General features: G+C 60.3%; 25 protein-coding genes and 1 pseudogene. 20 read left to right on the forward strand and 6 right to left on the reverse strand.

Annotation, left to right across the window (positions count from 1 at the left end; all coding sequences use genetic code 11):
- Nucleotides 1-3: 3 nt before the first annotated feature.
- On the reverse strand, nucleotides 4-447 hold the full coding sequence (locus AC1DPR_RS20920) for a hypothetical protein (protein WP_025660163.1): 444 nt from the start codon (nucleotides 445-447) through the stop codon (nucleotides 4-6).
- 141 nt (nucleotides 448-588) lie between these two features.
- Here AC1DPR_RS20920 and hemP point away from each other — a divergent pair, with 141 nt between their 5' ends.
- The 7 genes from hemP to AC1DPR_RS20955 all read left to right on the forward strand — a co-directional run bounded on the left by hemP (nucleotide 589) and on the right by AC1DPR_RS20955 (nucleotide 5,566).
- Nucleotides 589-771 (forward strand): hemin uptake protein HemP, encoded by a 183-nt coding sequence (gene hemP / locus AC1DPR_RS20925; protein WP_018116941.1) that lies wholly within the window; start codon nucleotides 589-591, stop codon nucleotides 769-771.
- A 9-nt stretch (nucleotides 772-780) separates the two neighbouring features.
- Nucleotides 781-1,833 (forward strand): hemin-degrading factor, encoded by a 1,053-nt coding sequence (locus AC1DPR_RS20930; protein ID WP_018858257.1) that lies wholly within the window; start codon nucleotides 781-783, stop codon nucleotides 1,831-1,833.
- A gap of 8 nt (nucleotides 1,834-1,841) precedes the next feature.
- The gene (locus AC1DPR_RS20935; protein ID WP_477817089.1) at nucleotides 1,842-2,738 is read left to right on the forward strand and encodes a heme/hemin ABC transporter substrate-binding protein; all 897 of its coding nucleotides are present in this window, start codon (nucleotides 1,842-1,844) and stop codon (nucleotides 2,736-2,738) included.
- Between the two features lie 2 nt (nucleotides 2,739-2,740).
- Nucleotides 2,741-3,853: a FecCD family ABC transporter permease gene (locus AC1DPR_RS20940; RefSeq protein ID WP_018858255.1), complete on the forward strand. Its 1,113-nt coding sequence runs from the start codon at nucleotides 2,741-2,743 to the stop codon at nucleotides 3,851-3,853.
- A 10-nt stretch (nucleotides 3,854-3,863) separates the two neighbouring features.
- Entirely contained in the window at nucleotides 3,864-4,670 is an 807-nt protein-coding gene (locus tag AC1DPR_RS20945; protein ID WP_018858254.1) for a heme ABC transporter ATP-binding protein, read from the forward strand.
- Between the two features lie 125 nt (nucleotides 4,671-4,795).
- Nucleotides 4,796-5,155, forward strand: a complete 360-nt coding sequence (locus tag AC1DPR_RS20950) for an ElaB/YgaM/YqjD family protein (RefSeq protein WP_018858253.1) — start codon at nucleotides 4,796-4,798, stop codon at nucleotides 5,153-5,155.
- 9 nt (nucleotides 5,156-5,164) lie between these two features.
- A complete protein-coding gene (locus AC1DPR_RS20955; RefSeq protein WP_018116935.1) occupies nucleotides 5,165-5,566 on the forward strand; it encodes a hypothetical protein in 402 nt (133 codons plus the stop codon).
- A gap of 86 nt (nucleotides 5,567-5,652) precedes the next feature.
- On the opposite strand, the gene AC1DPR_RS20960 is transcribed toward AC1DPR_RS20955, so the two are convergent.
- Both AC1DPR_RS20960 and AC1DPR_RS20965 read right to left on the reverse strand, forming a co-directional pair.
- Nucleotides 5,653-6,207, reverse strand: coding sequence for an RNA polymerase sigma factor (locus AC1DPR_RS20960; protein ID WP_007533712.1), 555 nt, complete (start codon nucleotides 6,205-6,207; stop codon nucleotides 5,653-5,655).
- A gap of 9 nt (nucleotides 6,208-6,216) precedes the next feature.
- Nucleotides 6,217-6,378, reverse strand: a complete 162-nt coding sequence (locus tag AC1DPR_RS20965; RefSeq protein WP_245267976.1) for a NepR family anti-sigma factor — start codon at nucleotides 6,376-6,378, stop codon at nucleotides 6,217-6,219.
- Between the two features lie 302 nt (nucleotides 6,379-6,680).
- On the opposite strand from AC1DPR_RS20965, the gene AC1DPR_RS20970 reads away from it, so the two are divergent.
- The 5 genes and pseudogenes from AC1DPR_RS20970 (at nucleotide 6,681) to AC1DPR_RS20990 (ending at nucleotide 12,158) form a co-directional block, all read left to right on the forward strand.
- On the forward strand, nucleotides 6,681-7,475 hold the full coding sequence (locus AC1DPR_RS20970; RefSeq protein WP_018858252.1) for a response regulator: 795 nt from the start codon (nucleotides 6,681-6,683) through the stop codon (nucleotides 7,473-7,475).
- Nucleotides 7,476-7,659: 184 nt separating this feature from the next.
- Nucleotides 7,660-8,676, forward strand: coding sequence for a sensor histidine kinase (locus tag AC1DPR_RS20975; protein ID WP_018858251.1), 1,017 nt, complete (start codon nucleotides 7,660-7,662; stop codon nucleotides 8,674-8,676).
- Between the two features lie 366 nt (nucleotides 8,677-9,042).
- The gene (locus tag AC1DPR_RS20980) at nucleotides 9,043-10,404 is read left to right on the forward strand and encodes an NAD(P)-dependent oxidoreductase (RefSeq protein WP_477817075.1); all 1,362 of its coding nucleotides are present in this window, start codon (nucleotides 9,043-9,045) and stop codon (nucleotides 10,402-10,404) included.
- Nucleotides 10,405-10,419: 15 nt separating this feature from the next.
- Nucleotides 10,420-11,733, forward strand: a complete 1,314-nt coding sequence (gene preA, locus AC1DPR_RS20985; protein WP_018116930.1) for an NAD-dependent dihydropyrimidine dehydrogenase subunit PreA — start codon at nucleotides 10,420-10,422, stop codon at nucleotides 11,731-11,733.
- A gap of 133 nt (nucleotides 11,734-11,866) precedes the next feature.
- Nucleotides 11,867-12,158, forward strand: a pseudogene (locus AC1DPR_RS20990) (GIY-YIG nuclease family protein).
- An 88-nt stretch (nucleotides 12,159-12,246) separates the two neighbouring features.
- On the opposite strand, the gene ftrA reads toward AC1DPR_RS20990, so the two are convergent.
- Nucleotides 12,247-13,236, reverse strand: a complete 990-nt coding sequence (ftrA, locus tag AC1DPR_RS20995; RefSeq protein WP_112648349.1) for a transcriptional regulator FtrA — start codon at nucleotides 13,234-13,236, stop codon at nucleotides 12,247-12,249.
- Nucleotides 13,237-13,304: 68 nt separating this feature from the next.
- On the opposite strand from ftrA, the gene AC1DPR_RS21000 reads away from it, so the two are divergent.
- Together AC1DPR_RS21000 and AC1DPR_RS21005 are read left to right on the forward strand one after the other, a co-directional pair.
- Nucleotides 13,305-13,718 carry a rhodanese-like domain-containing protein gene (locus tag AC1DPR_RS21000; protein ID WP_018858248.1) on the forward strand — a complete coding sequence of 138 codons (414 nt, stop codon included), beginning with the start codon at nucleotides 13,305-13,307 and terminating at the stop codon, nucleotides 13,716-13,718.
- 88 nt (nucleotides 13,719-13,806) lie between these two features.
- A complete protein-coding gene (locus tag AC1DPR_RS21005) occupies nucleotides 13,807-14,874 on the forward strand; it encodes a glycosyltransferase family 4 protein (protein WP_192306086.1) in 1,068 nt (355 codons plus the stop codon).
- Nucleotides 14,875-14,884: 10 nt separating this feature from the next.
- Here AC1DPR_RS21005 and AC1DPR_RS21010 read toward each other — a convergent pair whose 3' ends face one another.
- On the reverse strand, nucleotides 14,885-15,541 hold the full coding sequence (locus tag AC1DPR_RS21010) for a TetR family transcriptional regulator C-terminal domain-containing protein (RefSeq protein WP_018116926.1): 657 nt from the start codon (nucleotides 15,539-15,541) through the stop codon (nucleotides 14,885-14,887).
- A gap of 302 nt (nucleotides 15,542-15,843) precedes the next feature.
- On the opposite strand from AC1DPR_RS21010, the gene AC1DPR_RS21015 reads away from it, so the two are divergent.
- Together AC1DPR_RS21015 and hydA are read left to right on the forward strand one after the other, a co-directional pair.
- Nucleotides 15,844-17,097 carry a Zn-dependent hydrolase gene (locus AC1DPR_RS21015; RefSeq protein WP_018858246.1) on the forward strand — a complete coding sequence of 418 codons (1,254 nt, stop codon included), beginning with the start codon at nucleotides 15,844-15,846 and terminating at the stop codon, nucleotides 17,095-17,097.
- 78 nt (nucleotides 17,098-17,175) lie between these two features.
- Entirely contained in the window at nucleotides 17,176-18,630 is a 1,455-nt protein-coding gene (gene hydA, locus AC1DPR_RS21020) for a dihydropyrimidinase (RefSeq protein WP_113470925.1), read from the forward strand.
- Nucleotides 18,631-18,639: 9 nt separating this feature from the next.
- Here the strand turns inward: hydA and AC1DPR_RS21025 are convergent, their stop codons facing one another.
- Nucleotides 18,640-19,053 carry a cupin domain-containing protein gene (locus AC1DPR_RS21025; protein ID WP_018858244.1) on the reverse strand — a complete coding sequence of 138 codons (414 nt, stop codon included), beginning with the start codon at nucleotides 19,051-19,053 and terminating at the stop codon, nucleotides 18,640-18,642.
- A 95-nt stretch (nucleotides 19,054-19,148) separates the two neighbouring features.
- Between AC1DPR_RS21025 and AC1DPR_RS21030 the strand changes: the two genes are divergently transcribed.
- Genes AC1DPR_RS21030 through AC1DPR_RS21045 form a run of 4 tightly spaced genes read left to right on the forward strand, consistent with a single transcriptional unit; the run spans nucleotide 19,149 to nucleotide 23,011 of the window.
- Complete coding sequence (locus AC1DPR_RS21030) at nucleotides 19,149-19,937, forward strand: ABC transporter ATP-binding protein (RefSeq protein ID WP_018116922.1); 789 nt, start codon at nucleotides 19,149-19,151, stop codon at nucleotides 19,935-19,937.
- Nucleotides 19,938-19,973: 36 nt separating this feature from the next.
- Nucleotides 19,974-20,858 (forward strand): ABC transporter permease, encoded by an 885-nt coding sequence (locus AC1DPR_RS21035; protein ID WP_477817076.1) that lies wholly within the window; start codon nucleotides 19,974-19,976, stop codon nucleotides 20,856-20,858.
- Nucleotides 20,855-21,982, forward strand: a complete 1,128-nt coding sequence (locus AC1DPR_RS21040) for an ABC transporter permease (protein WP_477817077.1) — start codon at nucleotides 20,855-20,857, stop codon at nucleotides 21,980-21,982. The genes AC1DPR_RS21035 and AC1DPR_RS21040 overlap by 4 nt, the downstream gene beginning before the upstream one ends.
- 57 nt (nucleotides 21,983-22,039) lie before the next feature.
- A complete protein-coding gene (locus tag AC1DPR_RS21045) occupies nucleotides 22,040-23,011 on the forward strand; it encodes an ABC transporter substrate-binding protein (protein WP_477817078.1) in 972 nt (323 codons plus the stop codon).
- The last annotated feature ends 261 nt before the right edge of the window (nucleotides 23,012-23,272 follow it).

The raw sequence follows: 23,272 nt of genomic DNA on the forward strand, positions 1-23,272 counted from the left end.
CACTCAACCCTCGAAGGGAACGGAAACCTGTGAACGAGTGACAAGGCCCTTCATGCACTCTCCCGAGGCCGGCCCGTCGCAGACTGGCGCGTCGTTGATCAGCAAGCGCGTCACGCTCTCGCAGTTGACGTTCGGCATGTCGAACTGGCGCACACGCTTCTTGCCTTGCGGCAGATCGCGGAAGTCCAGCACGGTAACCCGGTCGACCGCGTTCTTGTCGTTGAAGAAAGCAAGCTCGAAGGAGATTTTGCTGATTGGCGCGGCAAGATTGTTGAGCGCAACGAAGGTCATCATGCAGCCCTTCTGTGATGGCGCCAGACCGTTCAACTCGACCTCAAGGCCCTTGGCCGGCGACGCTGCAGCAGCGTCCTGAGCAAAAACCTGCGATGCGCTCGCAACCACGATCAGACCGCTCGTCAAAAGCGCTGCAACCTTGCTCACTGCCATTCCTTCCATCAATAAACTCTAAAACTTGACTTCTAAACTCCGCTATTGCGTCATTAAAAAATGATGACTATGAAAGTCAAGATAATTATGGATTTTCCGGGCGTTTGGACGCCGCGGATCGAGCGGAAATAGCCGATCGAAATGATGGTTGAGAAGCCAGATAGCTTTAGTCACGCGTCGCCGCAGCGCGAACCAACGGCAGAAATGCGCGTTCTGGAAAGTGCGGACATTTTTCGCGGAGCGACCGAGATCATGATCCGTCACGACGGCGTGGTCTACCGCATGAAAATCACCCGTCAGGGCAAACTCATTCTCAACAAGTAGGGCTAGGACATGACTGAAACCACGAAACCGGCTCCCGCCGACATACGCGCATTTCGCGCGGAGAATCCGAAGATGCGCGAGCGCGATATCGCCGCACAGCTTCAGATTTCGGAAGCTGCTCTCGTTGCGGCCGAAGTCGGCATCACCGCAACCCGCATCGACGGCAGCGCCGTGAAGCTCCTGGAGCGGGTCGCTGAACTCGGCGAAGTCATGGCCCTTTCCCGTAACGAAAGCGCCGTTCACGAAAAGATCGGCGTTTACGAGAACATCACCGCCGGGCCGCACGCCTCGATCGTGCTCGGGGAAAACATCGACCTGCGCATTTTTCCAAACCGCTGGGCGCATGCTTTTGCCGTCTCTAAGAAGGACGGCGACCAGGAGCGACTCAGCCTGCAGTATTTCGACAAGGCAGGCAACGCGGTTCACAAGATCCATCTTCGCCCGGACTCGAATGTCGAAGCCTATCGCGCCATCGTCCGGGATCTGACGCTCGACGATCAGTCGCAAGAATTCAACGCTGATCCGACGCCCTCATCGATGGATGAGAGCGGCGAGGTCACCCGCGATGAACTGCGGGAGCACTGGAGCAAGCTCACCGACACGCACGAGTTCTTCGGCATGCTGCGCAAGCTGAAGATCGGCCGCCGAGCCGCCGTTCGCACCGTCGGCGACGACTACGCGTGGCAACTCGACAACACGGCAACGGCGGAGATGATGCACGCTTCGGTCAAGGCCGGTCTGCCGGTCATGTGCTTCGTGGCAAACAACGGCATCGTGCAGATCCATTCCGGCCCGATATTCAACCTGCAGCCGATGGGTCCGTGGATCAATATCTTCGACCCGACCTTCCACCTGCATCTTCGGCAGGATCACATCGCCGAGACCTGGGCGGTACGCAAGCCGACAAAGGACGGCCATGTAACCTCGCTCGAGGCCTACAATGCCGAGGGCGAAATGATCATCCAGTTCTTCGGCAAGCGCAAGGAAGGCACCGATGAGCGCGACGATTGGCGCTCGATCATGGAAAACCTGCCGCGCGCAGGAACCAGCGTCGCGGCATGAGCAAGGGGATAACGATGCGTAAGGCACCGCGCAGCAAGCGGCTTCGGGCGATGGCGTTTTCAGCCACGGTTATTGTGCTGTCGCTGGCTCCGGTCTCGAATGCCCCGGCCGCTGAAAAACTGAATACGACGCGCCTTGTGTCCGTTGGCGGCGATGTCACCGAGATCATCTACGCGCTCGGTGAGCAGGACCGGTTGATCGCGCGCGACACGACCAGCCTGTATCCCGAAGCGGCAACAAAGCTGCCCGACGTAGGCTACATGCGCGCGCTATCGCCGGAGGGCATCCTCGCCATGAACCCGACGGCGATCATCGCCATCGAGGGATCCGGGCCACCGGAAGCGCTGAACGTGCTCAAGAGCGCGAGCGTCCCCTTCGAGACCGTGCCCAACGCCTATACCCGCGAAGGCATCCTCGCCAAGATCGACCGGGTCGGCGATCTCCTCGGCCAGCCCGACAAGGCAAAGGCGCTAGAGGAAAGGGTGGGTGTGGATCTTGACGTGGCAATCGCCGACGCCGCCAAGCGCCCCGAAGGCGAGCGGAAGCGCATCCTCTTCATTCTGAGTATGCAAGGAGGAAAGATCATGGCCTCCGGAACCGGCACGGCAGCCGATGGCATCATCAAGCTGTCCGGTTCCGTCAATGCCGTCGGCAATTTCCCGGGCTACAAGCCGCTAACCGACGAGGCGATCGTGGAAGCCAAGCCTGACGTCATCTTGATGATGAACCGCGGCGACGGGTCAGCCACCAAGGATGAAGATCTTCTGAAGCAGCCCGCGCTGGCCCTGACACCCGCGGCGCAAAACAAGGCAATCATTCGCATGGACGGCCTCCACCTGCTCGGGTTCGGCCCGCGCACCGCGAGCGCCGTCCGTGAGTTGAACGCAGCGATCTACGGAAGCTGATAATGGCTCTGCAGGACGCCATCGGACAGAAGCGCTCCATGTTTTCGCTGACAGGTCTGCGGGAGCTTCAAAGGGCGGGTGATCGCAGTCGCCTCGCGCTGCTGGCAATCGTTCTGCTTGCCGTCGGGTCCGTCCTGTCCCTGTTATTCTCAGTGACAACGGGTGCTTCCAACGCCTCGTTCCTCGACGTCATCGCCAACATGGCCGGCTCGGACGATGCGCTGAACGCCAGAGACCGGATCATCATCTTCGATATCCGAATGCCCCGCGCGATCCTGGGTTTCCTGGTGGGCGGCTCGCTTGCCGTCTCAGGCGCCATCATGCAGGGCTTGTTCCGCAATCCGCTTGCGGATCCCGGGCTCGTCGGCGTGTCCTCCGGCGCGAGCCTCGGTGCCGTGGTGATCATCGTGCTCGCCAGCACCTTTGCCGCGCCGCTTTACACGCTGCTCGGCATCTACGCGCTGCCGATCGCAGCCTTCTGCGGCGGACTTGCCAGCACGTGGCTGCTCTACCGGATCGCAACCGGGAACGGCCAGACCTCAGTTGCCACGATGCTGCTTGCCGGCATCGCGCTCGGCTCGCTTGCCGGCGCGCTCACGGGCCTCCTGATCTACATGGCCAACGATCAGCAACTCCGCGACCTCACCTTCTGGGGGATGGGATCGCTTGCCGGGGCGACATGGGCAAAGATCGCCGCCGCCGGCCCGATCATTCTTCTCTCCTTTGCGGCGATACCCTTCATGGCCCCTGGCCTGAATGCCATCACTCTCGGTGAGGCTACAGCCTTTCACATGGGCGTCCCTGTTCAGCGGCTGAAGAACATCGCCATCGTCACCGTCGCCGGGGCGACGGGTGCTTCGGTCGCAGTCAGCGGCGGCATCGGCTTCGTCGGCATCGTCGTTCCGCATGTTCTGCGCATGTCGATCGGCCCCGATCACCGCTTCCTGCTGCCAGCTTCGGCGCTTCTCGGCGGCTCGCTGCTGATTTTTGCCGATGTTCTTGCCAGGACCATCGTCGCGCCGGCCGAACTGCCGATCGGCATCATTACGGCCGCCGTCGGCGGCCCGTTCTTCCTTTGGATTCTGTTGCGGCATCGCGCACGCCTTGCCCTTTGAGTATTGAGCAATGATTGAGGTATCCGGCGTTTCCGTGCGCCTTTCCGGCAAGACCATTGTTAGTCAGGTCGGCTTCTCCGCCGAGGCAGGCCAGTTGACCGCGATTGCCGGTCCGAACGGCTCGGGCAAGACAACGACGATGAAAGCGGTCTCCGGCGAACTCCCCTACTCCGGCTCCATTCGTCTCAATGGTCAGGAAGTGAACGCGCTGCAGCCGTGGCGGCTGGCGACGATGCGGGCGGTGCTGCCGCAGGCAAGCTCGATCTCCTTTCCCTTCACGGTGCGCGAAGTGGTGCGGATGGGCCTGACCACCGGCGTCAATCGCAATCCTGAGAAAGCCGAGCAGACCGCGGCGAATGCACTGGCCTCCGTCGACCTGGGGGGCTTCGAAGGCCGCTTCTATCAGGAACTTTCGGGTGGCGAGCAGCAGCGCGTTCAACTCGCCCGCGTGCTCTGCCAGATCGCCGAGCCGGTCGTCGACGGCAAGCCCTGCTGGCTTCTGCTCGACGAGCCGGTATCCAGCCTCGACATCAGCCACCAGCTGACGATCATGACTCTGGCGCACAATTTCTGCGAGGCCGGTGGCGGCGTCATCGCCGTCATGCACGACCTCAACCTGACCGCGCTTTTCGCCGACCGGATCATTCTCATGAAATCCGGCCAACTGGCTGCAAGCGGTAGCGTCCGCGATGTGCTGACCGACGAGACAATGGAATCTGTCTTCGGCTGTGCCCTGCGGATCAATCAGGTTCCGGCCGACGGTACGCCCTTCGTGCTTGCGCACAGTGCGATCCAAACCGGATACAATCCAGCGTAGCGGAACTTTTGCAGGGTGACCGCGTTAAGCAATTGATGATGTGGGTCATTGCCGGGCGATAATCTTCATGCAAACTTCGGCAGCGGCCCTGTGTTGAATCAGGCCGCTAAGAGCGCGCCTCACCGATGGAGAAAATCGTGGCCTCTTCGCTCCTCCACCCCATTCGCAGCCGGCGCAATGGCGGCACGCTTCACAACATCGAATCCACCATCGAAGAACAGATCGAGTCTCTTCGTGAAGAGATCGCAGCACTGACGAAGATTGCCGGAAAGCAGTCACGAAAGTCGAGCGATCGCATGCGCTATCAGGCAGCCGCCAGCTACGACGATCTGCTCTCTCGCAGCGAAGACCTGATGCATGAATTGCAGGAAAGCTACCTTCGCGGCGCCAACGAAGTGCGCAATACCGTGCGCCGTCACCCAATCGCCACCGTCGGGGCGGCAGCAGCCTTTGGGCTCGTCCTCGCCCTTCTTGCCCGCCGTTAAGGAGGCTAAATGCTCTTCCCGCTCCTCAGCCTGTTGGTAGGCACGAGTGTTCACCGAACCGTTGCGCGGACGAAGCGCAACGGTATTTTCGTTGCCATTGCCGTCGTGCTCTTGTTGACCGCTTATACGCTCGCGGTCGTCGCCGGTGCCATCTGGCTCTCAGGCATCTACGGTCCGATCGGCGCAGCGCTGTTCCTGGCAGCCGCAGCCCTGCTGGTGGCGATCGTCGTTCTCGTCATCATGATGGTGATCAACGCCCAGGAGGCGCGCCGTGCCAAAGAACGCAAGCAGGCATTGGAATCGCTTGCAGCGGTCGGCATTGGTCTTGTCCGAGCTCAGCCCTTGTTGACGGCTGGCGTTCTTGCAGCAATCGTGGCGGCCAACCTCGTCGGTTCCAAGCGCGACGACTGACCTCTCAATTTTCGCGTAGCTCAAGGAAAAGGCCGGCGCCCTGTTGGGCAGCCGGCCTCTCCTATGGATCGAACGAGACTATTATATCAGAAGGCGAAGGCCTTGGACGTCAGCGGCGAGGATGTCGCATCCGGACCAAAATCGGCTTCACCGGATATTTGAAGCAGTTCCTGGAGACGCTGGCGAGCGCGATTGACGCGGCTCTTGATCGTTCCGACTGCACATCCGCAGATTTCCGCCGCTTCCTCGTAGGAAAAACCGGAAGCGCCGACCAGGATGATCGCTTCACGCTGGTCCGGCGGCAGCTGATCGAGCGCCTTCTTGAAGTCCTGAAGATCGAGCGCCCCGTATTGGGCCGGGTGCATAGCCATGGACTCGGTGAACAGGCCATCGCTGTCCTGAATCTCGCGCCCGCTCTTGCGCATCTGGCTGTAGAGTTCGTTGCGCAGAATCGTGAAGAGCCAGGCTTTCATGTTCGTGCCCATCTCGAAATGATCCTGCTTTGCCCAGGCTTTCATGATGGTGTCCTGGACAAGATCATCCGCCCGGTCGTGCCGGCCAATCAGCGAGATGGCGAAGGCGCGGAGGCTAGGGAGCGACGCGAGGAGCTCGCGCTTGAAGCTTGGTTGCTGCTTTTCCATGGAGCCACCTTACTTCACAGCTTTTGCCGACGCGACGAGCTCAGCCTGGTCAAGCTTCTCGAGCAGATCGAGAAAGCGGTCGGGAATCGCCTCTTCCTGCACGGCAGCATAAAGCGATCGTAACTTCACGCCGATCTGGCTGTTGGGGTCAAGGATATCGCTTGCGCGCATTTCCAGCCGCTGCCGATCCTTTTCATTCTTCCGTGTCGTCATCAATCGTCACTTTGCTTTTGTTATCCACGTGCTCTGCCACGTCGCCTTGATTAAGTTCGCCTCAATAAAACAGCCGCTTGTCCCGGCCGATTGGCGAACATCCCGTCGCGTGCCATGAAACAAATGCGATAAGCCCTCTGTTGGTAGCCACGATAATGCCGTTGAGAAAAAAAAGTTCCTACATGCGAGGAACATTTTTACAATCCGTCGCGTTTTAATCGCCATTGGGGCCGTTCACCGGCCTATAGTGGGAGCTTTACATGACACTTTCGACTCGAATTGCGCCGCATCTTCCTTACCTGCGTCGCTATTCCCGCGCGCTTACTGGAACGCAGACTTCAGGCGACGCCTATGTAGCCGCCGTACTCGAGGCGATCATTACCGACATATCCATTTTCCCGGATACCGCGGATGACCGCGTCGCATTGTACAAACTTTTCACTACGCTTTTTGGTTCCGTCACCGTCCAGATTCCGGAACCTGCCTCGCCCTACATATGGGAACAGCGCGCAACGCTGAACCTTGCCAAGGTTTCGCCGCGTGCCCGCCAGGCTTTCATACTCGCCTCCGTCGAGAACTTTCGGGTGGGAGAAATTTCCGAGATCCTGGGCGTGGAAGAGGACGAAGTCGTCAGCCTGCTCGACAACGCATCACGCGAGATCTCTCGCCAGGTCGCCACTGATGTCATGATCATCGAAGACGAACCGCTGATCGCGATGGACATCGAACAGATGGTGGAGAGCCTCGGCCATCGCGTCACCGGCATTGCCCGTACCCACGCCGAAGCGGTTGCACTTTATAACAGGACCCGGCCAGGCATGGTTCTTGCGGATATCCAGCTTGCGGATGGAAGCTCCGGCATCGATGCCGTCAACGACATTCTCAAGACCGCAAGCGTGCCGGTAATCTTCATCACCGCCTTCCCCGAAAGGCTGCTGACCGGCGAACGGCCCGAGCCGACATTCCTGGTCACGAAGCCGTTCAATCCGGACATGGTCAAGGCACTGATCAGTCAGGCACTTTTCTTCAACGAATCCACCAAGGCCGCTGCCTAAGGGAAATGGCGGTCGCCTAGGAACAAAGGGAGCGGAAATGCGTTTCGGTCAATCTGGAGCGCTATTCCGACCTTAAGGTTTTTTTTCGTGCTTTCTTCTAGGATGAGCTTCCCGAATGGGCACCTTCCTCCCCGTGAGGAAAGATCAAAAATGGGAAAGGCGACTAGTGAACAGGAACGGACCAGTGCCCGGAGTGCCCTTCGCGCTGGAAGGCAGAGCGGTGTTGCTGGAGAGCGCACTGGCGAGCGCCGGAATCTCCGTGATCTACCAGGACCCTAGGCTATCGATCATCTATGCCGACAACCTTCCTCCGCATTTTCAGCCGCTTGCAATACCGGGCGGTACTGACGTCGATCTCTTCGGCGAAGCGCATGGACGCGAGTTGGAGAAGCTGAAGCAGCAGGTATTCGAAACCGGAAAGCCGACGACAACCGAGATCGACATTTCGATCGACGGAGAAATGCGCACCTACGAATTGAAGATCCAGCGCGTCGGTACCGATCACGCCATGGGCATCCTTTCCGTGGTCGCCGAGGTGACGGAGGCCCGGCATCGCGAAAAGGTGCTGAAGTCCCTTCTTCGCGAGCTCTCGCATCGCTCGAAGAACCTTCTGGCCATTATTCAAGGAATCGCCACACAAACAGCCCGCAACACCATATCGCTGAATAGCTTCCTGGTGAAATTCCGCGGGCGACTGCAATCCCTGTCGAATTCACAAGACCTGATTACCGATTCCAGCTGGCGCGGTGCGTTCCTTTTCGAACTCGCTGAAAAGCAATTCGCGCCCTACTGGCCCGAGACGGCGGGACCGCTGCCGATCTCCGGGATAAACGTCCACTTGACACCCAATGCCGCCGTGCACGTCGGGCTCGCGCTGCATGAATTGATCGTCAACTCGGCCTCCTACGGAGCGATTGCCGGCAGCACGCCTGCGGTCACTCTGAGCTGTCATGAAGTGGCCGCTGACGGGCGAAAGGCAATCGAGGTTTCATGGGCGGAGACGCTATGCGATCCGACAGAGGTTCACGAATTCAGTGAAAACAGCTTTGGCAAGACTGTGCTTGAGCGCGTCGTTCCCTCGTCGGTCAACGGCAAGGCCGAACTGACGCTGGTGCCGGGACGGATCGAATATCATCTGGTTATCCCCGACGCCGAGTTCGAGATCCTCCGGCACCCCTCTCAAAAGGCAGCTACACGCTAAACGAAGAACAGCCAGTGCGAGGGCGGCGCACCGGCTGTTCTTTCACTCACCGGGAGGGGACCGTGAGTACATCCGAACGATGGGTTGGGGGCGCGCATGTTGGGTCGATGCGGTCATCGTTCGGATATCGCAGTAACGGGCAAGTATCCGAATGGTTCCGGGAACCAGTGAGAAAAAGTCGATTTTTTTACTTTTTTATTTTCAGGCCGAAGTCACCGGTGCACGGCCATCCGCCGCGCAGAAATTAATTCCATTAAAACAATGTGATAACGGCGATATCAGGCAAAAATTTTACCGTTTGATAAATTTTTGAAGCTGAGTTACGCTTCCTCTTACTGGCCGTTTACCAATAATGAGGGAACTTCAATGGAACGACTGGGAACTGGGATTCGTGCTGGCCGGCTTTCGCCCGCCGAATACGATTCGAACTTCTCCGATCTTAATCCGCGCCTCGACAAACACGAGGCGCTGGTCGCAGCCGACCGCTGTTATTTCTGCTACGACGCGCCTTGCATGACGGCCTGTCCCACCTCCATCGACATCCCGCTCTTCATCCGGCAGATCGCCACCGGAAATCCGATCGGATCGGCGAAGACGATCTTTGACCAGAATATTCTGGGCGGCATGTGCGCCCGCGTCTGTCCCACCGAAGATCTGTGCGAGCAAGCCTGCGTGCGCAACACGGCAGAGGAACGCCCTGTCGAAATCGGTCGCCTGCAGCGATATGCGACCGATACGGCCATGGAGGCGGACAAGCAGTTCTACAGCCGCGCCGCCTCGACCGGAAGGAAGATCGCCGTCGTGGGCGCCGGCCCGGCTGGCCTCGCCGCGGCCCATCGCCTCGCGGTCAAGGGCCATGATGTCGTCATCTATGACGCAAAGCCGAAGTCTGGCGGCCTCAACGAATACGGCATCGCCACCTACAAGGCCGTTGACGACTTCGCGCAAAAGGAAGTGGACTACGTCCTGGCCATCGGCGGCATTGAAGTTCGCCACAACCAGCAGCTCGGCCGTAATTTCTCCCTCGCCGATCTGCAGTCGCAATATGATGCGGTCTTCCTCAGCATCGGCCTTTCAGGCGTCAACGCGCTGCGGGTCGAAGGCGAAAACTTGCCGGGCGTCGATGATGCCGTGGACTTCATCGCCGGCCTTCGGCAGGCTGCTGACAAGGGCGACATTGCGGTCGGTCGCCGCGTCGTCGTTCTCGGCGGCGGTATGACGGCGATCGACGCGGCCGTGCAAGCCAAGCTGCTCGGCGCCGAGGAAGTGACGATCTGCTATCGCCGCGGCAAGGAGCATATGAACGCCTCGGAATTCGAGCAGGATCTCGCGACCTCCAGGGGCGTCATCATTCGTCACTGGCTGGCGCCGAAATCCATTCTCGCGCAGGACGGCAAAGTCGCCGCGATCGAGGTGGAATACACCAAGCTGGTCGACGGTCGCTTGTCGACGACGGGCGAGACTGGCGTCATCGCCGCTGATCAGATCTTCAAGGCGATCGGTCAGACTCTCGACACCTCCAGCCTCGGCGCGCTGCGCTTGGAATCCGGCCGCATCGCCGTCGATACTGATGGCAAGACCTCGCTCGACGGCGTCTGGGCCGGCGGCGACTGCGTCTTCGGCGGTGACGACCTAACCGTCTCGGCGGTCGCGCAGGGCCGCGATGCCGCTGAATCCATCAACCGCATGCTTGCTGCCGGTGCGCAGCCGGCCGTTGCCGTCGCGTGAAGGGGAGAATGAACAATGGCTGATCTCCGCAATAATTTCGTCGGCATCAAGTCGCCCAACCCGTTCTGGCTGGCCTCGGCACCGCCAACCGACAAGGCCTACAACGTCGAACGTGCCTTCAAGGCCGGATGGGGCGGCGTCGTCTGGAAGACGCTTGGTGAGGAAGGCCCCCCGGTCGTGAACGTCAACGGCCCGCGCTACGGCGCGATCTGGGGCGCCGACCGCCGCCTGCTCGGCTTGAACAACATCGAGCTCATCACAGACCGCGACCTCTACACCAACCTGCGCGAAATGAAGCAGGTGAAGATGAACTGGCCCGACCGGGCCTTGATCGCTTCGATCATGGTTCCCTGCGAGGAGAATGCCTGGAAGGCAATCCTGCCGCTGGTCGAGGAGACCGGTGCCGACGGCATCGAACTCAACTTCGGCTGTCCGCACGGCATGTCGGAACGCGGTATGGGCTCCGCGGTCGGACAGGTGCCTGAGTATATCGAAATGGTCGTGCGCTGGTGCAAGCAGTACACGCGCATGCCCGTCATCACGAAGCTGACACCAAATATCACCGATATCCGCAAGCCAGCCCGTGCTGCCAAGGCCGGCGGCACCGATGCCGTGTCGCTGATCAACACGATCAATTCGATCACCTCGGTCAATCTCGACACCTTCTCGCCGGAACCGTCGATCGACGGGCGCGGCAGCCACGGCGGCTATTGCGGCCCGGCGGTGAAGCCGATCGCCCTCAACATGGTCGCCGAGATCGCCCGCGATCCGGAGACCTACGGCCTGCCGATATCAGGTATCGGCGGCATCACCACCTGGCGCGATGCGGCTGAGTTCCTGGCGCTCGGCGCCGGCAACGTGCAAGTCTGCACGGCGGCGATGACCTACGGCTTCAAGATCGTCCAGGAGATGATCACGGGGCTTTCCGACTGGATGGACGCCAAGGGTCACCGCAACCTCGACGACATCACCGGCCGCGCAGTGCCGAATGTTTCCGACTGGCAGTATCTCAACCTGAACTACATCGCCAAGGCGAAGATCGATCAGGATGCCTGCATCAAGTGCGGTCGCTGTCACATCGCCTGTGAGGACACCTCGCACCAGGCGATCACCCAGTTCGTCAACGGCGTCAGGCATTTCGAGGTGATGGAAGAGGAATGCGTCGGCTGCAATCTTTGCGTCAACGTCTGCCCTGTCGAGAACTGCATCACCATGGAGCAGCTCCCCGTCGGCGACCTCGACAAGCGCACCGGAAAGATCGTCGATCCGAATTATGCAAACTGGACGACGCACCCGAACAACCCGATGGCTCGCCAGGCAGCGGAGTAAGATCAAGGGTGCCGCAAAACTCCGTGCGGCACCCCCTCCCTCATTCCTGTGCTCGTCACAGGAATCCAGCCACGGCGCGTCGGCGCCGTGAATGACTCTTGCTCAATGCGGGCATTTTCGCCATTCTTCAACCATGAAGGGTTGCGTCGATATTCTCGCATCCCCGCGAAACGGCACGCTTTATACCGGCGTGACCCGCGATCTCTCAGCCCAGCTTTTCGGGCATCAGAGCGAGCTACCAGGAGGTTTCACGTCTCGATACGGCGTGAAGATGCTGGTGTGGTTCGAGGAGCATGATCTGCTGACGACGGCGATCACGCGGGAGAAGACCATTAAAAATGGCCGCGGGGCAGTGGAAACTCAACCTGATCGAAGCGACGAACCCCGAACGGGAGGATATTTCATCTTTTCTGCACAGCCTATGAGTCTTCTGCCGTGCCGACGCAAGGCTGCTGGATTCCTGTGACAAGCACAGGAATGAGGGTGGCGGGTGAGGCACCCGACCTACCTCTTTTACCCCGCAAAAGTCTTCCGGTATGCCCTGGGACTCGTGCCCAACCGTTTGCGAAAATGGTGCCGCATCGTCGCCAGCGTTCCAAAGCCGCTGGCGACCGCGATATCGTCGAGAGACCCGCTGATCTCCTTTTCCAGCAATTCGCGTGCATGGCGAAGCCTCTCCTTGAGCAGCCATTCGCCGACGCTGAGCCCGGTCGTGCTTTCGAACCGGCGCTGAAAGGTCCGGTGGCTCATCCCAGCTTTCGCGGCAAGCAGGCTGATCGGCTGCTCCTCGTCCAGCCGCTGCCGCATCCAGTCCATGAGCGGGCTTAGCCGGATGCCTTCACGCTCCAGCGGCACCGGCGCCTGGATGAACTGCGCCTGCCCGCCCTCGCGATGCGGCGGCAAAACCAGGCGACGCGCAACACTGTTGGCGGCCTCGGCGCCGAAGTCACCACGGACCACATGCAGGCAGAGATCAATACCGGCAGCACTCCCGGCTGCCGTCAGGATGGGGCCCTCATCCATGTAAAGCACATCAGCATCGAAGTTGATGTCGGGATAGCGTTTCGAGATCGAGGCGACATATCGCCAATGCGTGGTGGCGCGGCGATGGCGAAGAAGCCCTGTTGCGGCAAGCACCGCGACACCCGAGCAGAGAGACATGATCCGCGCACCGCGCTGGTGGGCCGCGCACAGCGCATCGATCAGGGCACCCGGAACCTCCGCATCGATCGAGCGCCAGCCGGGCACGACGATCAGATCCGCCTTCTCCAGCACGTCCAGTCCATGATCGACGGAGACGGTCAAGCCGCCAGCAGCGCGAAGCGGCCCAGGCTCGACCCCGCAGACCGAATAGCGATACCAGCCCTCGCCCATTTCCGGACGCGGCAGGCCGAAAACCTCGTAAGCGATGCCGAATTCGAAGGTGCAGAGCCCGTCATAGGCGAGCACAACAACATGGGGTCCTCTCAACGCATTTGGCATGATCTTTACGCTAACCGTCATTATGGCCAATTTCGCAAAGCCATAACATCGGCGATGGTTGGCGGCAACTCGAACCGAAAGGAAACGTCATGCCGAGCTTCGTCGCCGAAGTCCCTGCCGCCTCTCCCGAAGCCACTGCCGCCTACTATGCCCGCAAGCTCGCCTTCGAGACCGATTGCTGGGACGTCCACGCATCGCTCACCGCCGGCCACGGCGACTTCGTGCTGTTGGATGTCCGCTCTCCGACCCATTACGCCGCCGCCCACATTCCGGGCGCGATCAACCTCCCGCACGGCAAAATGACGGCCCATCACATGTCGAAATGGCCGGCAGATACGCTCTTCGTCGTTTATTGCTCCGGCCCGCATTGCAACGGGACCGACAAGGCAGCCCTGCGCCTTGCCCGGCTAGGGCTACAAGTGAAGGTCATGATCGGCGGAATGACCGGCTGGGCAGACGAAGGGTTTTCCTTCGAGAGCAGCCCGGCGACAGCCGCGGCCTGACGAAACGTTCGCTGCATGGCCTGCACGGGAGATTGAATTTTCTAACGCCGGTGCGATAGTCGGGAGGCGCAAAGAGGTAGCCTCCCGCATGACACGTCATATCGTTGCGATCGGTCAGTTGCCTCCGCCGCTCAACGGCTTCTCGTTCGCGACCAAGAGCATGATCGCGCTTCTTTCGGAAGCAATGAGCGTCACCGTGTGCAACATCGCTCCAGCGGCCGGCAGTCCCTCGCTGCTGAGGCATCCGATCAAATTCAGCCGTGTCCTCCGTGCCTGCCTCCCGCTGTTTCGCGACCGCAAACATCACGACAGGATCTGCTATCTCGCCTGCGAAGGAGGGCTGGGTTTAGTCTACACCTTGCTGCTTGTTCTAGTCGCGAGACTGGTCGCCTACTCCATCTACCTGCACCATCACAGTTTCAGCTACATCGACAGGCCAAGTTTACTAATGCAGGCCATCCTGACGCTCGGCGGCCGACAACTGCAACACATCTTCCTATGCGACATCATGCTCGAGCGATTCACCGAGACTTACGGCCGACGCGTCCGTAGCAGCCTGATCTCCAATGCGGCCTACGTGACCCCGCAAGACGAAGGGGACGAGCCGAAGGACCGCGCGCATCTCGTGATCGGCATGCTTAGCAATCTCACCACCGAGAAAGGTCTCGAAACGTTTCTTCATCTCGCAAGGCAAGCGCGAAGCGAGAACGTGCCGATTAGGGCGATCCTTGCGGGGCCGGCTGGCGCTAGCGAGCGCGTGGCCATCGATGCCGCCGTCGCGGAACTTGGCGATACCCTGGATTATCGGGGCGCCCTCTATGACGACGCGAAGGCTGCCTTCTATAGCGAACTTGACGTCTTCGTTTTTCCCACAGCCTATGACAACGAGGCCCAGCCGCTGGTGATCTTCGAAGCAAAGGCCGCCGGAAACGCGGTCATCTCCAGCGACCGCGGCTGCATCAGGAAACAGCTCGACGAAAACGATCTGCTGATCCACTCGGGCGGCGAGTTTGTACCGACCGCATTGGCGTGGTTGGCGGCGATGTCGCCAGAGCCCGCCCTGGAAGCAAGACGGAAGGCGATCCGGCAAGCCTATAGAACCCGCCATGCCAAGGCACGCGCCGCTATCGGCAGGCTCTTGGATTTCGACGAATGATTGCGCGACGTCAGGAGGCGCCTGGCACCGGCTTAACCTTCAGTCCGTCGATGAACAGCTGTTCGAGAAAGCGCGCGGCATCCTCGAAGCGGCCGGCACCTGCATGCTCCTGCCCGAGCACCGCCCGCACCTGAACATCGAAGTCGGCATAGTGCTGCGTTGTCGACCAGATCGAGAAGATCAGGTGGTATGGATCACACCTGGCGATCTTCCCGGCTTTCGCCCAGGCTCGGATGACCTCGGCCTTCTCGTCGACGAGTTCCTTCAGCGGACCCTTCAGTTCGTCTTCGACATGCGGTGCACCCTGCAGCATCTCGTTGGCGAAAAGCCGGCTCTCGCGCGGGAAATCGCGGGCCATTTCGAGTTTGCGTCTGATGTAGCTGCGGATCTCGCTTTCCGGATTGCCATCGGCGTCAAAGGCTCTCAACGGCTCCAGCCAGGTAAAGAGCACGCGGTCGATCAGCGCCCGGTGGATCGCTTCCTTGGTGCGAAAGTAATAAAGCAAGTTCGGCTTCGACATGCCGGCAACTTCGGCAATCTGATCAATAGTGGAGCCACGAAAGCCGTTGACCGAAAACACATCGAGCGCGGCTTCAAGAATTTGCTCTTCCTTCTCTTCTTGAATGCGCGTGCGGCGCTGGGTCTTGGCTGCTCTCGGGATTGCCATGTCGATCTTGTTTTCCCTTCAAATTCAACCGTTTCACTCAAGATTGAACCGGCGCGGCACCGTGCTACAAAAATGAGCAGATGCCGGTAATTTTGTCTGTATTTTTCCTGATTTTCGTCTTGAGCCCAGCGCCGGAAGTTGTAATGTTTACCAATCGGTCAAATTATCGATCAGATGCTAAACAAAGGCAACTGGCGATTTTCCGGCGCTAACAAAACAAACAAGAGCGCTCGGATACTGACCACGGGAACAGGCGGCCATGTGCATTGCATGACCGCAGAAAACAGGTGAGGACTTTAGACATGGTGGCAGCACCAGGCGAGAACATGCGCGTCAACGGGGACCGTCTTTGGGACAGCCTCATGGAGATGGCAAAGATCGGCCCGGGAATTGCTGGCGGTAACAATCGCCAGACCTTAACGGATTCCGATGCCGAAGGGCGCAGCCTCTTCCGGACATGGTGCGAAGACGCAGGCATGACGCTGGGCGTCGACAAGATGGGCACGATGTTCGCGACCCGGCCGGGCACCGATCCGGACGCGCTGCCTGTTTATGTCGGCTCGCACCTCGACACGCAGCCGACCGGCGGTAAGTATGACGGCGTACTCGGCGTGCTTGGCGCACTCGAGGCCGTCCGCACCATGAACGACCTCGGCATCAAGACCAAGCACCCTGTTGTCGTCACCAACTGGACCAACGAGGAAGGCGCCCGCTTTGCGCCCGCCATGCTCGCCTCCGGCGTTTTCGCCGGCGCCCATACGCTGGAATATGCCTATGACCGCAAGGATCCCGAAGGCAAGACGTTCGGCGAGGAACTGAAGCGCATCGGCTGGGTTGGCGACGAAGAGGTCGGCGCGCGCAAGATGCACGCCTATTTCGAGTATCACATCGAGCAGGGTCCGATCCTTGAGGTCGAGAACAAGCAGATCGGCGTGGTCACGCACTGTCAGGGCCTGTGGTGGCTGGAGTTCACGCTGACCGGCAGGGAGGCCCATACCGGTTCGACCCCGATGAACATGCGCGTCAACGCCGGCCTTGCGATGTCGCGCATCATGGAAATGGTGCAGACCGTGGCGATGGAAAACCAGCCGGGCGCCGTCGGCGGCGTCGGCCAGGTGTTTTTCACGCCGAACTCCCGCAACGTCCTGCCGGGCAAGGTCGTCTTCACCGTCGACATCCGCTCGCCGGATCAGGCGAAACTCGACGGCATGCGTAGCAGGATCGAGGCGGATGCACCCAAGATTTGCGAGGCGCTGGGCGTCGGCTGCGCGATCGAGGCGATCGGCCACTTCGCGCCCGTCACCTTCGATCCCACGCTTGTTTCCCGCGTGCGCGGTGCTGCCGAACGGCTCGGCTATAGCCACATGAACCTCATCTCGGGTGCGGGCCACGACGCCTGCTGGGCCGCGAAGGTGGCCCCTACAACGATGGTCATGTGCCCCTGCGTCGGGGGCCTCTCGCACAACGAGGCGGAGGACATCTCCAAGGAATGGGCGACGGCCGGCGCTGACGTCCTCTTCCACGCCGTCGTCGAGACCGCTGAAATCGTTGCATAATCAAGGGCGGGGTCATTCCCGCCTTTTCTTTTACCAGCGGACGAAGAGCCGCGAGCAATCAATGCAAGGGAACTGATCATGAGCAAAGTCATCAAGGGCGGAACCATCGTCACCGCCGACCTGACCTACAAGGCGGACGTGAAGATCGAGGGCAGCAAGATCGTCGAGATCGGCCCGAACCTCTCCGGCACCGAAACGCTCGATGCGACGGGCTGCTACGTGATGCCGGGTGGCATCGACCCGCACGTTCACCTCGAAATGCCGTTCATGGGCACCTATTCCTCCGACGACTTCGAAAGCGGCACGCGCGCCGGTCTCGCCGGCGGCACGACCATGGTCGTCGATTTCTGCCTGCCGGGGCCGGAGCAATCGCTGCTCGAAGCGCTGCAGATGTGGGACAACAAGACGAGCCGCGCCAACGCCGACTACTCGTTCCACATGGCGATCACCGGCTGGAACGAGCGCGTCTTCAACGAGATGGAGATAGTGGTCAAGGACAAGGGCATCAACACCTTTAAGCACTTCATGGCCTACAAGGGCGCGCTGATGGTGAACGACGACGAAATGTTCGCCTCCTTCCAGCGCTGTGCCGAACTCGGCGCGCTGCCGCTGGTGCATGCCGAAAACGGCGACGTCGTTGCCTCGATGACCGCAAAGCTTCTTGCCGAAGGCAACAACGGTCCGGAGGCGCACGCCTACTCCCGTCCGCCCGAGGTCGAAGGCGAGGCAACCAATCGCGCCATCATGCTGGCCGACATGGCGGGTGTGCCGCTCTACGTCGTGCATACCTCCTGCGAACAGGCGCATGAAGCGATCCGTCGCGCCCGCCAGAAGGGCATGCGCGTCTACGGTGAACCACTGATCCAGCATCTGACGCTCGATGAAAGCGAATATTTCAACAAGGACTGGGACCATGCTGCCCGCCGTGTCATGTCCCCGCCCTTCCGCAACAAACAGCATCAGGACAGCCTCTGGGCCGGCCTGCAATCCGGATCGCTCTCGGTCGTGGCGACGGACCATTGCGCCTTCACCACCGATCAGAAGCGCTTCGGCGTTGGTGATTTCTCCAAGATCCCGAATGGCACTGGCGGCCTCGAAGACCGACTGCCGATGTTGTGGACCCACGGCGTCAACACCGGCCGCCTGACGATGAACGAGTTCGTTGCGGTCACCTCGACCAACATTGCCAAGATCCTCAACGTCTATCCGAAGAAGGGCGCGATCCTCGTCGGCGCCGATGCCGATATCGTCGTCTGGGATCCCAAGCGCTCGAAGACGATCTCGGCCAAGACCCAGCAATCATCGATCGACTACAACGTCTTCGAGGGCAAGCAGGTCACCGGCCTGCCGCGCTACACGCTGACGCGCGGCGAAGTCGCGATCGAGGAAAGCACCGTCAAGACGAAGGAAGGACACGGCCAGTTCGTGAAGCGCGAGCCGTTCCAGGCGGTTAACAAGGCGCTTTCGACATGGAAGGAGCTCGTGGCGCCGCGCAAGGTCGAACGGTCAGGCATCCCGGCGACGGGGGTCTGATCCTTGGCATCACTCCTTCACCAGCCGATCAAGCTCCGGAAGCAAAACGACGCTTTCCTGCTCATTCGGGTCCGTGCGGGCGATGATCGCGGTGCAAGGGGTGCTGCTGAGGTTGGCTGGCAGATGCGGCACTCCGGCGGGGATGTAGAACAACTCGCCGGCGTGGACGACGACATGATGCTCCAGCTCGTCGCCGTACCAGGTGTGAGCCTCGCCGGAGAGCATGTAGATCGCCGTTTCATGCGACTCGTGCAGATGCGCCTTGGCGCGAACGCCGGGCGGAATCGTCAGCAAATGCATGCAGATACCCTTGGCGCCGACCGTCTCGGCCGCGATGCCTTCGAAGTAACTGAGCCCCTGCTTGCCATCATAGGCATGACTGGGGTGCACAATGTGACAGGTGGGCTTTGATGTCGCGTCCATCGTCATCCTCCATGGACCTTGCCGGAACAATGAAAACAGCTACTCATACTATCACGCAAACCGCGGAAGCGCGGGGAAAACAGGATACACAAGCGTTGACGCAAGCTACCTCAGTCGTATCCGCCAAGGACCTCTGTCTGACCTACGATGCCAGCGACGCTCCTGTGCATGCGCTGACCAACGTCAATCTCGACGTGCGCAAGGGCGACTTCGTCTCGTTCATTGGCCCTTCCGGCTGCGGAAAGACGACATTTCTGCGCGTTATTGCCGATCTGGAAAAGAAAACATCGGGCGAAATCACCGTCAACGGCATGACGCCTGAGGAGGCCCGCAAGGCCCGCGCCTACGGCTATGTCTTCCAGGCGCCGGCGCTCTATCCCTGGCGGACCATCGAGAAGAATATCGCCCTGCCGCTCGAGATCATGGGCTATGCGTCGGCCGATCAGAAGAAGCGCATCGCCGATGCGCTCGATCTCGTCAATCTTACCGGCTTCGAGAAGAAGTTCCCCTGGCAGCTTTCCGGCGGCATGCAGCAGCGTGCCTCCATCGCCCGCGCGCTCGCCTTCGATGCCGACTTGCTCCTGATGGACGAACCCTTCGGCGCGCTTGACGAAATCGTCCGCGACCACCTGAACGAGGAGCTTCTGAAGCTCTGGGCGCGCACCAACAAGACGATCTGCTTCGTCACCCACTCGATCCCCGAGGCGGTCTACCTCTCCACCAAGATTGTCGTGATGTCGCCTCGCCCCGGCCGCGTGACTGATGTCATCGACTCGCCGCTTCCCAGGGAGCGACCGCTGGACATCCGCGAGGCGCCCGAGTTCCTCGAAATCGCCCACCGCGTGCGCGAGGGCCTGAGAGCGGGGCACAGCTATGAGCACTAAGGCACTTAGCGTTGGAACCGTTGCGCGGGGGCGCTCATGAAGCCCGACACTCTCAAAGACAGGATCGTCCCCGTCGTCACGATCCTCGTGGTCCTGATCGCGATCTGGTACGTTGCGGCGGTCCTGATGAACGCCTCCTTCCAGCGGGACATGGATCAGCGCGCCAACCAGACGCCTGACACCATCGAATTCATCGAGAAAACGCTCTCGCAACCGAAGCCGTTGCTGCCCGCGCCCCATCAGGTAGTGCAAAACGTCTTCGAAAACACGTTTCTGCGGAAGCTCTCGAGCAACCGCAGCCTCGTCTACCACAGCTGGGTCACGCTTTCCTCGACGCTGCTTGGCTTCGGCTTCGGCACGCTGCTCGGGATCCTGATCGCTGTCGGGATCGTTCATATCAAGGCGCTCGACCGCAGCCTCATGCCGTGGGTCATTGCTTCGCAGACCGTACCGATCCTGGCAATCGCACCGATGGTGATCGTCGTCCTCGGCGCCATCAACATCACCGGGCTGATCCCGAAGGCGCTGATCTCGACCTACCTCTCCTTCTTCCCGGTCACTGTTGGCATGGTGAAGGGCCTGCGGTCGCCCGAGGTCATGTTCCTCGACCTGATGCGAACCTATAACGCGACACCCGCCCAGACATTCTGGAAGCTGCGTGTTCCGGCATCCGTGCCGTTCCTCTTCACCTCGATGAAGGTCGCGATCGCCGCAAGCCTTGTCGGCGCCATTGTCGGCGAGCTTCCGACCGGCGCCGTCGCCGGCATCGGCTCGAAACTGCTCGCCGGCTCCTATTACAGCCAGACGATCGACATCTGGGCAGCGCTTGTCGCGGGCTCGGTGTTGGCCGCAAGCTTGGTCGCCATCGTCGGCCTTGTCGCAAAGTTCGTCGACCGTTCGATGGGCGGGAGGTCGGCATGAAGCAGATGGCCTTTTCCTGGCAGGGTATTCTTGCCCTGGTGCTGACCGCGATTGCGATGATCACCTTGCCGATCATGGCCGAGGGCGCACCGGACCCGGTGTCGTCGATAACCGCGGGCCTTACGATCGCGTTGATCGTCGCGGTCGCCCTCGTTTCCTTCTCGCCATTGCCGAAGCTGTATGTCGCCGCCGTTCTGCTGATCGGCGCGCACTGGGCGGCATGGGTCCTGCTCGCTGGTGTGACCGGCAACGAAGGCCTGGCGACGAAATCCTTCTTCCTACTGATGGCCGCCTGCTGGCTGCTTGCCTGGCGATGCGTCACCGAGCTTTCGGCCATGACGCCGGCCTCGAATGTGGGCCGCTCGTGCCTGCGGCTGCTGATCCCGGCAATCTTCGGTGCCTGGATCCTGATACTCTGGGAGGCGCTGACGCGCGGCGCCGGCATTCCCTTCGTCCTGCTGCCGCCACCTAGCGCCATTGGAGCCAGGATCGCCGGCTCGCTGCCGATCCTGGCCGACGACGTACGTCAGACGATCTTCAAGGCAGTATTCGCCGGTTACATCATCGGCTGTAGCGCAGGCTTTGCCGTCGCGATCCTCGCCGATCGCGTCGATTTCCTGCGCCGGGGCCTTCTGCCGATCGGCAATATGGTGTCGGCGCTCCCGATTATCGGCGTCGCGCCGATCATGGTGATGTGGTTCGGCTTCGACTGGCAGTCGAAGGCAGCCGTCGTCATCATCATGACGTTCTTCCCGATGTTGGTGAACACCGTCGCCGGCCTCACCGCATCCGGCGCGATGGAGCGCGACCTGATGCAGACGTATGCCTCCAACTATTGGCAGACGCTGCTGAAGCTCCGGCTTCCGGCGGCGATGCCCTTCATTTTCAATGCATTGAAGATCAACTCGACGCTGGCGCTGATCGGTGCCATCGTTGCGGAGTTCTTTGGTACGCCGATCGTCGGCATGGGCTTCCGTATCTCCACCGAGATCGGGCGCATGAATGTCGACATGGTCTGGGCCGAAATCGCCATTGCGGCGCTGGTAGGCTCGGTCTTCTATGGCGTCGTCGCCCTCGCCGAAAGGGCGGTGACTTTCTGGCATCCGTCTATCCGTGGTGGCTAGGCGTCGCTTTATTCCCGCGAATGGGATTAGGGCATAACTTCAGAGGGAAAAAAGAAAATGAAAAAACTGATTATTGCGATGATGGCGAGCGCGATGTCGCTCGCGGCAACCCAAGCGATGGCTGCCGACAAGGTGACGCTGCAGCTCAAGTGGGTGACGCAGTCGCAGTTCGCCGGTTATTACGTCGCCAAGGAAAAGGGCTACTACGAGGAAGAAGGCCTCGACGTCACCATCAAGCCGGGCGGCCCTGACACTGCGCCGGAACAGGTGATCGCCGGCGGCGGCGCTGACGTCATCGTCGACTGGATGGGCGGCGCGCTTGTTGCTCGTGAGAAGGGCGTTCCGCTCGTCAACATCGCCCAGCCCTACCAGAAATCAGGCATGGAAATGGTCTGCCGCAAGGACGGCCCGATCAAGACCGAAGCCGATTTCAAGGGCCATACGCTCGGCGTCTGGTTCTTCGGCAACGAATATCCGTTCTTCGCCTGGATGAACAAGCTTGGCCTGAAGACCGAAGGCGGTGCCGATGGCGTGACCGTGTTGAAGCAGAGCTTCGACGTGCAGCCGCTGCTGCAGAAGCAGGCCGACTGCATCTCCGTCATGACCTATAACGAATACTGGCAGGCGATCGATGCCGGCTTCAAGCCCGAAGACCTGATCGTCTTCAACTATACCGCCATGGGCAACGACCTTCTCGAAGACGGCCTCTATGCCATGGAAGACAAGCTCAAGGACCCGGCCTTCAAGGAAAAGATGGTCAAGTTCGTCAAGGCTTCGATGAAGGGCTGGAAGTACGCAACCGAGAACCCGGATGAAGCTGCCGGAATCGTCGTTGACGCCGGCGGCCAGGACGAAAACCACCAGAAGCGTATGATGGGCGAAGTTGCCAAGTTGATCGGCGATGGCACCGGCAAGCTCGACACGACCCTCTATGATCGCACGGCCAAGGCACTCCTTGACCAAAAGATCATCAACAAGGAACCGACCGGAGCGTGGACTCACGACGTAACGGACGCTGCTTCCAAGTAATTCGGTAACGACAAGACACGAAACGCGCGGACCCTCCGCGCGTTTTTTCATTTTTTTGCTGTTTTTATCGAAGAAATTTCGCGATCGATGTCGCATCGAGCGGTGCTCGCACGTCATAACAACGACGCAGGATCAACTAACGGAATGCTTGCATAACCGCACAGTGATTGATCTGCATCACATTGGTAATTATTGTGTTCGAACGAGGAATTATTTTCTGCCGGACTTGCGCGATGGGCAAATAGCTACCACGTACAAGCC

This window comes from Rhizobium sp. 01T417, assembly GCF_056398905.1.

Bases quoted from the DNA above. Each gene is read 5' to 3' on its own strand.
- AC1DPR_RS20920 (WP_025660163.1), bottom strand. From the start codon at position 447: ATGGCAGTGAGCAAGGTTGCAGCGCTTTTGACGAGCGGTCTGATCGTG.
- hemP (WP_018116941.1), top strand. From the start codon at position 589: ATGATGGTTGAGAAGCCAGATAGCTTTAGTCACGCGTCGCCGCAGCGC.
- AC1DPR_RS20930 (WP_018858257.1), top strand. From the start codon at position 781: ATGACTGAAACCACGAAACCGGCTCCCGCCGACATACGCGCATTTCGC.
- AC1DPR_RS20940 (WP_018858255.1), top strand. From the start codon at position 2,741: ATGGCTCTGCAGGACGCCATCGGACAGAAGCGCTCCATGTTTTCGCTG.
- AC1DPR_RS20945 (WP_018858254.1), top strand. From the start codon at position 3,864: ATGATTGAGGTATCCGGCGTTTCCGTGCGCCTTTCCGGCAAGACCATT.
- AC1DPR_RS20950 (WP_018858253.1), top strand. From the start codon at position 4,796: ATGGAGAAAATCGTGGCCTCTTCGCTCCTCCACCCCATTCGCAGCCGG.
- AC1DPR_RS20955 (WP_018116935.1), top strand. From the start codon at position 5,165: ATGCTCTTCCCGCTCCTCAGCCTGTTGGTAGGCACGAGTGTTCACCGA.
- AC1DPR_RS20960 (WP_007533712.1), bottom strand. From the start codon at position 6,207: ATGGAAAAGCAGCAACCAAGCTTCAAGCGCGAGCTCCTCGCGTCGCTC.
- AC1DPR_RS20965 (WP_245267976.1), bottom strand. From the start codon at position 6,378: ATGCGCGCAAGCGATATCCTTGACCCCAACAGCCAGATCGGCGTGAAG.
- AC1DPR_RS20970 (WP_018858252.1), top strand. From the start codon at position 6,681: ATGACACTTTCGACTCGAATTGCGCCGCATCTTCCTTACCTGCGTCGC.
- AC1DPR_RS20980 (WP_477817075.1), top strand. From the start codon at position 9,043: ATGGAACGACTGGGAACTGGGATTCGTGCTGGCCGGCTTTCGCCCGCC.
- preA (WP_018116930.1), top strand. From the start codon at position 10,420: ATGGCTGATCTCCGCAATAATTTCGTCGGCATCAAGTCGCCCAACCCG.
- ftrA (WP_112648349.1), bottom strand. From the start codon at position 13,236: ATGACGGTTAGCGTAAAGATCATGCCAAATGCGTTGAGAGGACCCCAT.
- AC1DPR_RS21000 (WP_018858248.1), top strand. From the start codon at position 13,305: ATGCCGAGCTTCGTCGCCGAAGTCCCTGCCGCCTCTCCCGAAGCCACT.
- AC1DPR_RS21005 (WP_192306086.1), top strand. From the start codon at position 13,807: ATGACACGTCATATCGTTGCGATCGGTCAGTTGCCTCCGCCGCTCAAC.
- AC1DPR_RS21010 (WP_018116926.1), bottom strand. From the start codon at position 15,541: ATGGCAATCCCGAGAGCAGCCAAGACCCAGCGCCGCACGCGCATTCAA.
- AC1DPR_RS21015 (WP_018858246.1), top strand. From the start codon at position 15,844: ATGGTGGCAGCACCAGGCGAGAACATGCGCGTCAACGGGGACCGTCTT.
- hydA (WP_113470925.1), top strand. From the start codon at position 17,176: ATGAGCAAAGTCATCAAGGGCGGAACCATCGTCACCGCCGACCTGACC.
- AC1DPR_RS21025 (WP_018858244.1), bottom strand. From the start codon at position 19,053: ATGGACGCGACATCAAAGCCCACCTGTCACATTGTGCACCCCAGTCAT.
- AC1DPR_RS21035 (WP_477817076.1), top strand. From the start codon at position 19,974: ATGAAGCCCGACACTCTCAAAGACAGGATCGTCCCCGTCGTCACGATC.
- AC1DPR_RS21040 (WP_477817077.1), top strand. From the start codon at position 20,855: ATGAAGCAGATGGCCTTTTCCTGGCAGGGTATTCTTGCCCTGGTGCTG.
- AC1DPR_RS21045 (WP_477817078.1), top strand. From the start codon at position 22,040: ATGAAAAAACTGATTATTGCGATGATGGCGAGCGCGATGTCGCTCGCG.